Genomic DNA, 12,393 nt, shown 5'->3' on the forward strand with positions numbered 1-12,393 from the left:
GCCGTGATAGATGCCTGAAATCGGAATTGGAATCGTAGGTGGCGGCTATATGGGCAAGGCCCATTCGGTTGCCATGTCGGCTGTAGGGGCCGTGTTCAACACTGTGCTGCGACCGCGGCTTGAGATGATATGTGCCTCAAGCGCGGAAAGCGCGGAACGATACCGTCAGGCTTACGGATTTCATCGCGCGACCGAGGATTGGCGGGTGCTGGTCAACGATCCCGCGGTTGAGGCCATTGTAATTGCCTCACCTCAATCGACCCACCGTCAAATTGCCGAAGCCGCCGTTGCGCTTGGTAAGCCGGTTTTGTGCGAAAAACCCCTGGGCGCGTCCCTTGATGATGGCCGGGCCATGGTTTTGGCCGCCGAAGCGGCTGGCGTGACCAATATGGTTGGTTTCAACTACGTTCGGACGCCCGCGACCCAATATGCACGTCAGCTCATTACGGATGGTGAACTGGGGGACATCACCTGGTTTCGAGGCGAGCACACCGAAGATTTCTATGCTGATCCGCAGGCCCCGGCCACGTGGCGAACCACAGGAATGGCGAACGGAACGATGGGCGACCTTGCCCCACATATGGTCAATGGTGCGCTGGCACTGATCGGGCCCATTGCTGCGGTCATGGCCGAAGTTGAAACCGTTCATCATACGCGCCCCGGCGGGGATGTGACCAATGACGACCACGCTCAGATCATGTGCCGCTTCGAAAACGGCGCGATGGGCAACATCTATGTAAGTCGTATCTCGACTGGCCGAAAGATGGGTTATGCCTATGAGATTTCGGGCACAAAAGGCGCCATTCGGTTTGATCAGGAAGACCAGAATGCCCTCTGGTACTATCGCCACGACGGGCCAGAGGCGACGCGAGGTTTCACCAAGATCCTGACCGGACCGGCACACCCGGATTACGAACCCTTCTGTCAGGGGCCCGGGCACGGAACGGGATACCAGGACCAGATCATCATTGAGGCGAAGGACTTCCTTGAGGCCATTCACACCGGAAAGGCAATCTGGCCAACATTCCGGGATGGGCACGAAGTCAATCGGGTTCTGGCGGCAGCTCTGGCCTCGTCCGAGCAGCGCCAATGGCAGGAAATTGGCGATTTTTAGACGCTGAAACACAACGAGACTTCTGAAGAGAGACACGAACCATGGCAAAGCTGAAATGGGGCATGATCGGTGGTGGCGAAGGCAGCCAGATCGGGCCCGCACACCGTCTGGGCGCATTGGCTGACGGGATGTTCGAATTTACCGCTGGCGCATTGGATCACCGCCCTGACGTTGGTCGCGAATATGCCCAACGATTGGGTGTCGCCGCCGATCGCGCCTATAGTGACTGGCGCGAGATGTTGGCAGGGGAAAAGGATCGCGCAGACCGGATTGATCTGGTGACTATCGCGACACCGAACTCGACCCACTTTGAGATCGCGAAAGCCTTCCTCGAAGCCGGGTTCAATGTGTTGTGCGAAAAGCCGATGACCATGACAGTGGAAGAGGGGGAAGAGATCGTCCGCGTGGCCGAAGCGTCCGGCAAGATCTGCGCGGTGAACTATTGCTATTCCGCCTATCCCATGGTGCGGCAGGCCCGTGCAATGGTCCGGGCGGGCGACATCGGTAAGGTGCGTCTGGTCGTGACCAACTTCAGCCATGGCCATCACGGGGATGCTACTGACGCGGATAACCCGCGTGTTCGCTGGCGCTATGATCCTGCGATGGCGGGCGTATCGGGTCAGTTCGCCGATTGCGGTATTCATGCACTGCACATGGCCAGTTTCATTTGCGATGACGAGGTGAAAAACCTGTCTGCCGATCTGGCCTCCACCATCTCGAGTCGCGAGCTTGAAGATGATGCGATGATCAATTTCCGGATGGAGGGCGGAACTGTCGGACGCCTTTGGACCTCATCCGTTGCCATCGGGCGACAGCATGGGTTCGACATTCAGGTGTTTGGCGAAACAGGTGGGTTGCGTTGGGCATCGGAACAACCCAACCAGCTGATTTACACACCTGTTGGAGGCCGGACTCAGATCATTGAAAAGGGCGAAGGCGGATTGCATGACGAGGTTCAGCGACTCTCACGCGTAGCGATCGCGCATCCCGAAGGGTTTCCGCTGGCCGTTGCGAACATCTATTGCGATCTGGCCGATGCGATTCAGGGTGAGCACCGCGACGGCTTGCCAAATGCATCAGACGGCGTTCGGTCTATTGCAGCGGTCCACGCAGCGGTGGCCTCTGGCCGGGAGGACGGCGCGTGGAAAGACGCGCGCCCACCGATGTTTCGATGATCAGGGGCGGGGCCGTAGTGTGCCCCGCTCAATCACCCGGCACGGGAAAATTCGGGCCTCTGGATAGCGCTGGGGCTCTTTTAGCATTTCCTCAACCAGATCCACAGACGACGTGATGATCTGTTTGATCGGTTGGTGGATTGTGGTCAGATCGACGCTTTCCCAGCGCGACATTTCCATGTCATTCAGGCCGATGATCCCGATGTCCTTGCCGGGATTCAACCCGTGATCTGACAATGCCGACAGCGCTCCGATCGACAGGATGTCATCTCCGCAGAAATACGCCTCGGCAGGTGAGCCCTCCAGCAATCGCAGCATTTCGGCTCGTCCCGCTTCAAACGAATACGCCCCTGCAAAACAATACGTTACGTCAATATCCGGGTGGTTGCTGAGTTCTTCCATGAACCCACGATGCCGGTCCAGCGCCGAGGTCGCATCTTTGGGACCACCTAAATATCCAACGCGCTGGTATCCCCTTGCCAAAAGCTCTCGTGCGGCCATGCGACCGCATTCGACGTTATCGATCCCGACGACATGGACCTCAGGCGAGGTGGCGGAACGGCCGAAAGTATGAACCACGGGCACGCCTGCATCATGAAAGGCTTTGGCAAAGCTGGGGGGCAGGGTTGAGGACGCGACAATCGCTGCATCAACCGAATACTGCCTCAGCATTCGGACCGAATTTGCCGGCTCAGTCTCATCAGTCAGGTTCACGATCAATGGGCGCAGGCCGCGTTCCTGCAGTGCACGAGTGAATTGATCAAAGACCTCAAGGAAAATCGGGTTGTGAAAGTTATTCGAAATCAGCCCAATCAACTTGGTTCGACCGGTTGTCAGTGACGAAGCCAGCGCATTCGGACTGTAGCCCAGTGCCTGCGCTGCTTTTTCAACCTTGCTGCGGGTTTTTGCAGAAACTGATGCGCCTTCGGTAAAGGTGCGTGAGACGGCTGATCGGGACACGCCTGCAAGCGCTGCGACCTCTTTCAGGGTTACACTCATCGCTGGCGGTTCCGGCCACGGATTTCTGGGGTATTCACCGGGATATTCATAGCGGCTCCACTATGCACTATTGCAAGAAACTTGCAATCGGTTGCAAAGACCGCGCTGATAATCCTGCTGTTTCAGTGTCTGCGTTGCAATGCATATCGTTTAGCGGTCTGGTCGCAACTGTCCTGCCAACTTTGCCGACGCCCAATAGACTGACGTGAATTTTGGTTTCGCTGAAGATCACCAGACACACGGCAGGCAGCACTAGTTCAAGGTTATCATGGGAGCCCACTGGGGATTAACATGATGACAAAGAACAATATGAAAGGCAGCGGCGCTTATCTTGACCCAAACTCAATCTGGCAACTCTCTAGAATTAGACCAAGGGCATCATCAACTCTCGAAGCGTTCCAGTGAAACCGAACTGGTTGTGTCTCTGACGATGCATTCCAGATCGCAACAAATTCTGAACGGCTCCGGTGTATCTGATGTGATGTAGCTGGTGAATTTTTCACCTGCCAACGTCCCAATCGTCTCCGCAGGTATGCGGATTGTCGTCAGACCGGGTTCAATATCCGCCGACCCTTTGAAATCCCCGATACCGATGATCGAAATGTCCTGAGGGATGTTTAGGCCAAGCTTCTGCGCAGCATAAAGCGCGCCCTGAGCGATGACGTCATTGCCACAGAGCAAGGCCGTTGGGAGCGGAGTGTCAGCCAGCAACTCCAGTGCTGCCTGCTTTGCCTGCGACACGCTGTAAGGCGCTTCGGATTTACGGTTGTCCGGGATCGTGATCCCGTGACTGCCGAGATAGTCAACAACTGCAGTGAGACGATGACGCGCGCGGTCATTTCCCTGCGTGTCTGGGAAAATCAAACCAACATCCCGATGACCAAGGGAAATCAGGTGCTCTGCTGCCTGACGCCCCGCAAGATGATTGTCAGCCCCAACGCAAGGTAGTTCTGAATCTTCAGCATAATTCCAGATCGCCAGCGCAGGGATTTTCTGCTGATCGATCAGGCGTCGTGTTGCTTCGGAATGCTCCAGCCCAACCAGCGCCACGCCATCCACGCGATGTTCCAGAAACTTGCGGACCATCGCGTATTCCCGATCGAGGTCATAGCCATGTGATGCCAGCAACAGGCTGAATCCGGCCCGGTCGATTGAATCCGAGAACGCCTGAATGACTTCGGCGAAAATGGCATGATTGATAGTAGGCACGACAAGGCCAATCGTGCCGGACCGTTTGCCATGCATCGTTTGGGCCGCGCGGTTGCGGATATAGCCCAGTCTTTGCACTGCCCTGTTGATCTTTTTCCGAGTCGCCGGACTCACCAGATCAGGGTGATTGAAGGTGCGGGATACTGTAGACGGGGATACCTTTGCGGCCTTTGCTACAGCAACAATATCCACCTTACCTTTTTGATAATCAGGCATAAATCCCTCCTTCACGGTCGAATTTATGAAAACATTTGCAATACTATTTTCATTCCCTAACCTGATTTGTCAACAAACAGAAAAGTGCACGATCTGACGGGTTGGGAGGCCCTGGATGGAATTCATTTACTACTTCGGAGATGTGTTCACGCCGCTGTCGTTCCTGCTGCTTCTGGGCGGCACGATCGGAGGGCTGATCCTTGGTGCGACCCCAGGCCTGTCACCGACAATGGCCGTCGCCTTGCTGATCCCGTTCACCTTTCAGCTCGAGGCCGCTCAGGGTCTGATCTTGTTGGGTGCTGCCTATACTTCAACCGTTGCCGGTGGGGCCGTTAGCGCCATTCTGCTGAAGATCCCCGGCGCCCCGGCCAATATCGCCACCACTCTGGACGGCCACACTATGGCCAAACAAGGTCAGGGTGCCCGGGCACTGCAACTTTCGTTTCTGGCCTCGGCGGTCGGTGGCATCTTTGGTGTGCTGTTGCTGATCTTCCTCACACCGGTTCTGGCCCAATGGGCGCTGGCCTTTGGTCCGTCGCATCTTTTCTGGCTGGCCATACTCGGAGTCACGGTGATCGGCACGCTGGATTCTGCGTCAGTGGTCAAGGGCTTGCTGTCGGGCTGTATCGGGTTGTGGCTGGCCACCATCGGTTTCGACGACATCATGGGGGCGCAGCGGTTCATTTTTCACCCAGCTTTGGGTGGCGGTATTAACATCATCGCTGCGCTGATCGGTCTGTTTGCGATCCCTCAGGTTCTGACCATGTTCGCAAAGGGCCGCCACAACACCGGGGCCGAGGTCATCGAGGTACAGCGCCACTCGATAACGGCTGCGTTCAGAGAATTATTCAGCCGCACCCGCGCGCTGAGCATCGGTACGCTGACCGGATCTATCATTGGCCTTATTCCGGGCGTTGGCGGGCAGATTGCGGGCCTTGTTGCCTATGACCAGACCAAGAAGTTTTCATCCGAGAAGGACAAGTTCGGCACCGGCCATTCCGAGGGCGTGATTGCTGCGGAATCCGCCAATAACGCCATGGTCGGCCCGTCGCTGGTCCCGCTGCTGACGCTGTCGATTCCTGGCAGCCCGACCGCCGCCGTTTTGCTTGGCGGGTTGCTGATCCACGGGATCTTCCCGGGTTCAGACCTGTTCGACAATCACCCGGATGTGGCTTGGACCTTCATCAACTCGATGCTGATCGGGCAGGTGCTGATGTGTATCTTCGGCCTTTATGTTGCCGGGCTGGCTGCGCGGGTTGCGCAGGTCCCGCAATCAGTGATGGCAGCCATCGTTCTGGCTCTGTCAGTTTTCGGAGCCTACTCGGTTCAGGGCTCGATGGGGGACGTCTATGTCATGGCCTGCCTCGGCATCGGAATGTTCTTTTTGGAGCGGTTCGGATTTTCTGCTGCACCGCTGGTGCTGGGTTTGATCCTTGGGCCGATTGCTGAAGCCAACTTCATTCAGGGCGGGATGATAGCTGACGCGACTGTCGGCAAGGCCTCATACTTCCTGACAGGGGGCTTGAACCTGTTCCTGATCGCGGTGGTTCTGGCCTCGATTATGTACTCGGTTTGGATGGAACTGCGCAGCCGACGTTACACCACCAAAGAGGAGGCGCAGGCATGAACCGAACACAACATATCTTTGGTTCGGGCCTGGTCTTTGCCGTCGGGCTATGGGTCACATGGGTCAGCTATACGCAACAACCAGCTGAAGCATTCCTGTTCCCCCGTCTGATCGCAACTGTCTTTGTGGTTCTGGCCGGGTGGACATTTGGCAAGGCGATCATGGGTTTGTCCAAAGTCGGTAGCGGTGTGACACGCACAATGTTCATCAACATGCTCCCAGGGCTGGTCATCACCCTGATCTACGTGTTTTGGGCCGCAAAGACGCTGGGTTTCTACACCGCAACAACCATCGCCTTCTTCATCCTGCTGTCGATCTACGACCCCGCACCGCATTCCGAGGTCAAAAGCTGGATCAAACGCGGGATCATCACGGCGGTCTTCGTGGCGGTGATGTACGGGCTCTTTGCCATGCTTCTGAACGTCTACACACCAAGGGAAATTCTGTTCTGACCGCGCCTGCGCGGGTGAACCAAATCAGGGAGGAAACGTAAAATGAAACGACTGATTGCAGGGGCAGCAATAGCCCTTATGAGCCTGACAGGTTTCGCTTTGGCCGAGGAATATCCTGAACGACCACTGATGATGATGGTCAGCTATGGTGCCGGTGGGGCGACAGACTTTCAGGCAAGGATCGTCACCATGACCGCCGGAAACGAGGATGCTTTGGGAATGCCCATCGCCATCATCAACAAGCCCGGAGCAGGTGGGCGTGTGGGATGGAACTGGTTCGCCACGCAGGCTGACCCGGACGGGTACACTCTGGCCGCTTATAATGTACCGCATTTCATCGCGCAGTCGATCAAAGGCGGTGTCGAATACTCGACTGACAGCTTTGAACCCATTGCCAATTGGGGCGCAGACCCGGCCGTGTTTGTCGTGGGCGCGGACAGCCCGTTTAATTCGATGGAAGATGTTGTTGCCTATGCCAAAGAAAATCCCGGCAAGCTAACCGTATCTGGTGCAGGTCTTTTCGTGGGCCACCACATCGCTGCGTTGCAGATCGACAAGGCCGCCGGAACCAAGATGGCTTACATCCCAACCAAGGGTGGCGGTGCAGCGGCCATGAAAGCCGTGATCGCTGGTGAAGTTATGGGCGGGATCAACAACTTGTCTGACGCCTTCCGCGCACAAGAAGCGGGCAATGTCAAAATCCTTGGGGTTGCTGATCTGGAGCGGAACGCATTCCTGCCGGATGTGCCGACCATGATGGAACAGGGTTTGGACGTGGACAACTCGTCGGTCAACTTCCGGGGTGTGATGGTGCCCAAAGGAACACCTCCCGAGGTGATCGAGAAACTCTCAGTGACCGTGCCCGAGATGTTTGCCAATTCCCGCGTCGCCAAGAAGATGGAGGCGGGCGGTTCACCCATGCACATCATGACACGTGACGAAGTGATCGAGATGTGGTCGCAGCGCCAGCAAACCCTGAATGAATTGCTGGCCGGTCTCTGAAAGACCGAAATCGGGGCGGGATCAATCCGCCCCGGACAACCAATCGAGGATCAAGATGAACGCTCCGAACGACATAGCCCCTGAGATTGCGGAAATTGACCGGATCGTGGCGGAGGCCCGCCAAGCCCAGATCGCTTTTGAGGCATCGGGCAGTCAGGCTCTCTATGACAAGGCGGCACTTGCAGCAGGCTGGGCGATCATGGAGCCCGCTCGAAACCAGATGCTAGCTGAACTGGCGGTGGAGACGACCGGACTGGGCAACGTGCCAGACAAGATCACCAAGAACCACCGCAAGACGCTGGGCCTGCTGCGCGACATTGCTGAGGCAAAGACATACGGCGTCATCAGTGACGATCCTGAAACGGGAATTACCGAGATTGCCCGGCCCATCGGGGTCATCGGAGCGGTAGTACCCTCAACCAACCCTGCCGCGACGCCGGCGAATAACATCATCAACGCGCTAAAGGGCGGCAACGCAATCATCGTTGCCCCGTCACCTAAGGGGGTCGCCTCATGTGAACTGCTGCTGAGCTACATCCATACCGAATTCGACAAGTTGGGTTTGGATCGGAATTTGGTCCAGATGATCCCCGCGCCGGGTTCAAAGGCAAAAACCCAACGACTGATGGAAGCATGCGACCGGGTGATCTGCACCGGAAGCCAGAACAACGTCCACCGCGCGCAATCTTGCGGCACACCTGCCGTCGCTGTTGGCGCGGGCAATGTGACCGTGATTGTGGATGAAACCGCCGATCTTGTGGGCGCGGCGGCCAAAATCAAGGCATCCAAGTGTTTTGACAACGCAACCTCGTGTTCGTCCGAGAATGCGGTTGTCGTGGTAGATGCAGTCTATGACGACTTTGTTGCCGCGATGGCCGACGAGGGGGGAGCGTTAGTTCCGGCGTCGGACGCTGGGGGTATCGTGGCACGGCTGTGGCCGGACGGACATCTCAACCGTTCAGCCATCGCGCAGGACGCAGACAAGATGCTTGAAGCTCTGGGGATGGCAGACAAAGTTCCCGGTGACACCAGATTTCTGGCGGTCGAGACCGATGGGATCGGACCGGATCACCCCCTGTCCGGAGAGAAGCTGAGTCGGGTGCTGGCACTGTACAGGGCACCGGATTTCGAAACAGCCAAGGCACTGGCCACGCACATATTGGAGCATCAGGGGGCGGGTCATTCGGTTGGAATTCACACATCCGATGACAACCGCGCCGTGCAATTGGGGTGCGATCTTCCCACCTGCCGGGTGATTGTGAATCAAGCTCACACCTTTGCGACAGGTGGCAGTTTCACCAATGGGATGCCGTTCTCCCTATCCATGGGATGCGGCAGCTGGGGCGGAAACTCCATCGATACCAATCTTCATTGGAGGCATTTCGTACAAACCACCAAAATCGTCCGCGAGATTGCGCCACGTGAACCGGAGCTGGATGAGATATTCGGCCAGTACTGGGCGGAGGCCGGTCGATGAACGAGCCACCAAAAGGAACCGTCCGTGACTGGCTGGACCTGCGGGCCGGGCAGGGCGGAATAGGCTTTGTGTTTCCTGACGGGGCGCCAGACCTGAGTTGGTCAGAGCTGCGTGACACCGCTCGTCGTATAGCGACTATGCTGACCGAAATGGGAGTGGCAAAAGGGGAAAGCATCGCCATCCTGTATCCAAACAGCCGAGAGGCATTGGAGGTTCTTTTTGGTATTCTCTACGGCGGATTCAGAGCGACCATGATCAATCTGGTCGCCGGCGACAGCGCGGTTTCTTATGCGCTGGAACATAGCGGCGCGCGATATGGATTTGTACATCCGGGACAGGCTGATCTGTTCGAACGGACCGCAGATTTATCGACAATCACTGCATTGCAGATCTCAAACACCGAGCCAGCGGCAACTTCCCTACATGATGTATCAGCGGACGATCATGCGCTGTTGATGTATACATCGGGCACCACAGGGCGCCCGAAGGGTGTCGTGCACAGCCAGGCAAGCTTGCTGGCCGGTGGCTGGACGACGGCCAGCGCCCACGAGTTGAGTGCAGCCGACCGCGGGTTCTGCGTTCTTCCGATCTATCACATCAACGGGCTTTGCGTGACCGTCATGGGTACGCTCGTGTCTGGAGGCTCGCTGGCCATGTGTGAAAAATTTTCAGCGAGCCGTTTCTGGAGGAATCTGGGGCGGTCGCAGGCAACATGGTTCTCGGTTGTGCCCACAATCATATCGCACCTGTTGCATTCCGATATCGACCCCGATGACGAAACCCGCCAGCGCGTTCGCTTTGGCCGTTCGGCTTCGTCCGCATTGGCACCCGATGTCCAACAGGCATTTGAACATCGCTTTGGGATACCGATCGTTGAAACCATGGGCCTGACCGAGACGGCAGCGCAAATTCTGTCAAATCCGCTCCCGCCCGGTGTTCGCAAGATCGGCTCACCCGGTATAGCCTATGGGAACGAAGCGGCGATAGTTGACGCAAACCTCAAACAGGTGCCAGCCGGTACCGAGGGCGAGTTGGTCATTCGCGGGCCAAACGTAATGTTGGAATATCTCAGGAATGCTGATGCGACGGCGAGTACTTTCACTCCGGATGGTTGGTTGCGAACGGGTGATTTGGCGCGCATGGATGAAGACAGCTACGTCTATGTGACGGGGCGATTGAAAGAGCTGATCATCAAGGGTGGCGAGAATATTGCCCCGCGTGAGATTGACGAGGCGCTGTATTCTCACCCTGATGTCATTGAGGCTGCGGCCTTTGCCCGGCCCTGCAAAAGCTATGGCGAAACAGTTTCTGCAGCAGTCAAGATTCGGGACGGTTCAGACCTGACGCCGTTGGATTTATTGGGCATATGTGAAAGCAGGTTGGGTAAGTTCAAATCGCCTGATGAGATTTACATATTGGCCGATTTGCCAAAGGGGCCATCCGGGAAGATTCAGCGAAACAGGATACTCGCATCGATCAATGAAAAGGCTGATGCAACGACGTCATAGGGTCTGGATCTTTTTAGGGTGTGAAATCGATGCCTCGGACGCTTCACAGCTTATCTGAATCTCCGTGGCTTGTCATCTGCCGAGGGTGGCAGGCGTGGTAGTAGATACGGGCCGTCCGATGCCTGCGTAAGGCATTGTGATTAATGTGTATTACGTCCACTAGGACCATGTTTCGGATGCGCGCGTCAAATGATCTGCAAAGCTGTTGCGGTGACAATCGTTCGTCGTGTGCCGCTGGATGTGCTTGCTGAAGTCCCCGCCAAGCTCGAATTCGTCAGGTTGCGGTCACGATTTGGACGCAATTACCCTGTTTTTTAGCTTTTGTTGAATGAATCATACGGGCATCGGGAGCCTTCAGAGCAATGGTACCGCACGAAAACTCCGTCGCCATCGTCATGCCGTGCCTGAATGAGGCCGAGACTATCTCGGCCTGCGTCAGTCGCGCGCGCGAGGCGTTGGTGCTGCTAAAAGACGAGTACCAGCTGACCGGGGAAGTAATCGTTGCTGATAACGGCAGCACGGATGGAAGTCAGAAACTGGCGGAAGAAGCCGGTGCGCGCGTAGTCAATGTCCCGCAGCGCGGATACGGCGCTGCGTTGATCGGTGGATTTGCTGCAACCAACGCGGCCTATCTGGTCATGGGTGACAGTGATTGCTCTTACGATTTTGTCGAATCCGTTCCGATGATCCGGCGCCTGATGGATGGTGCCGATCTGTGCATGGGTAACCGGTTCAGCGGTGAGATCAAACCGGGCGCGATGCCCTGGAAAAACCGCTATATCGGCAATCCTGCCCTATCGGGTATCCTTCGGTTCCTGTTCCGTACCGAGATCGGCGACGCGCATTGTGGTCTGCGTGCGATCAAAAAAGAAGCGTTGAACCGACTTAACCTGTCTTCGACGGGCATGGAGTTCGCGTCGGAGATGTTGCTGAAATCTGTGTTACGGAAATTCACCATCGCCGAGGTTCCGATTACGTTGTCACCGGACGGGCGCGGACGCGCGCCGCACCTGAATCCGTGGCGTGACGGACTAAGACACCTGATCTACATGCTGATGCTCAGCCCTACATGGCTGTTTTTGGTGCCCGCCCTTTTCCTTTTTGCCATCGGCTTTGCGATCACTGTATTGCTGCAGTTGGGCGGAGACCAGGAAATGGTATTGATTGGCGGGTTCAAGTTCGGCGACCACTGGGCTGTTGTTGCCAGTGCATCGATGGTTCTGGCATCCCAGACCATTGTGCTGTGGCTGGCCGCGCTGATGGGCAGCTATCGTGACGGATTACGCGTTCCAACAGAAAGGGCGCGGTACTGGCTGGGCTTTTCCCGCCTGCAATATTGGATTCTCGGTGGCGCATCTCTGGCACTTATTGGTGCGTTTTGGGTTGCGACAATCACCACCGGCTGGATTGCGTCGAACTTCGGGTCCTTGAACGAAATGCGGCCACTGATCGCGGCCTTCACGATGATCATTATCGGCGTGCAGCTGTTCTTTTCGGGCTTTCTTCTTTCCATCGTTGCCGGAAACAGATCCCGCCATGATGCGGTTCTGCCTGCACGCGAAACGGCCATCTCTGGTCACAGCGCTGCGGCGCTCAATCAACCGGCATGACCTG

10 protein-coding genes are annotated in these 12,393 nt (G+C 56.7%); 8 read left to right on the top strand and 2 right to left on the bottom strand.

Going from position 1 to position 12,393, the window contains the following annotated elements; all coding sequences use genetic code 11:
• Nucleotides 1-10 precede the first annotated feature (10 nt).
• Nucleotides 11-1,114 (top strand): Gfo/Idh/MocA family protein, encoded by a 1,104-nt coding sequence (locus tag E1297_RS41030; protein WP_155148583.1) that lies wholly within the window; start codon nt 11-13, stop codon nt 1,112-1,114.
• Between the two features lie 41 nt (nt 1,115-1,155).
• On the top strand, nt 1,156-2,289 hold the full coding sequence (locus E1297_RS41035; RefSeq protein WP_155148585.1) for a Gfo/Idh/MocA family protein: 1,134 nt from the start codon (nt 1,156-1,158) through the stop codon (nt 2,287-2,289).
• Here E1297_RS41035 and E1297_RS41040 read toward each other — a convergent pair whose 3' ends face one another.
• Together E1297_RS41040 and E1297_RS41045 are read right to left on the bottom strand one after the other, a co-directional pair.
• Nucleotides 2,290-3,288, bottom strand: a complete 999-nt coding sequence (locus E1297_RS41040) for a LacI family DNA-binding transcriptional regulator (RefSeq protein WP_155148587.1) — start codon at nt 3,286-3,288, stop codon at nt 2,290-2,292.
• A 381-nt stretch (nt 3,289-3,669) separates the two neighbouring features.
• A complete protein-coding gene (locus E1297_RS41045) occupies nt 3,670-4,713 on the bottom strand; it encodes a LacI family DNA-binding transcriptional regulator (RefSeq protein WP_155148589.1) in 1,044 nt (347 codons plus the stop codon).
• Nucleotides 4,714-4,828: 115 nt separating this feature from the next.
• On the opposite strand from E1297_RS41045, the gene E1297_RS41050 reads away from it, so the two are divergent.
• From E1297_RS41050 to E1297_RS41075, 6 genes are all read left to right on the top strand, one after another.
• The gene (locus E1297_RS41050; RefSeq protein ID WP_155148591.1) at nt 4,829-6,340 is read left to right on the top strand and encodes a tripartite tricarboxylate transporter permease; all 1,512 of its coding nucleotides are present in this window, start codon (nt 4,829-4,831) and stop codon (nt 6,338-6,340) included.
• Nucleotides 6,337-6,792 (top strand): tripartite tricarboxylate transporter TctB family protein, encoded by a 456-nt coding sequence (locus E1297_RS41055; protein WP_155148593.1) that lies wholly within the window; start codon nt 6,337-6,339, stop codon nt 6,790-6,792. Before E1297_RS41050 ends, E1297_RS41055 begins: the two co-directional genes overlap by 4 nt.
• A gap of 42 nt (nt 6,793-6,834) precedes the next feature.
• On the top strand, nt 6,835-7,794 hold the full coding sequence (locus E1297_RS41060; protein WP_155148595.1) for a tripartite tricarboxylate transporter substrate binding protein: 960 nt from the start codon (nt 6,835-6,837) through the stop codon (nt 7,792-7,794).
• 55 nt (nt 7,795-7,849) lie between these two features.
• Complete coding sequence (locus tag E1297_RS41065) at nt 7,850-9,271, top strand: aldehyde dehydrogenase family protein (RefSeq protein WP_155148597.1); 1,422 nt, start codon at nt 7,850-7,852, stop codon at nt 9,269-9,271.
• Nucleotides 9,268-10,779: an AMP-binding protein gene (locus E1297_RS41070; protein WP_155148599.1), complete on the top strand. Its 1,512-nt coding sequence runs from the start codon at nt 9,268-9,270 to the stop codon at nt 10,777-10,779. Before E1297_RS41065 ends, E1297_RS41070 begins: the two co-directional genes overlap by 4 nt.
• A gap of 362 nt (nt 10,780-11,141) precedes the next feature.
• Nucleotides 11,142-12,389, top strand: coding sequence for a glycosyltransferase family 2 protein (locus tag E1297_RS41075; RefSeq protein ID WP_155148601.1), 1,248 nt, complete (start codon nt 11,142-11,144; stop codon nt 12,387-12,389).
• Nucleotides 12,390-12,393: the final 4 nt, after the last annotated feature.

It is taken from the genome of Roseibium sp. RKSG952 (genome assembly GCF_009711355.1).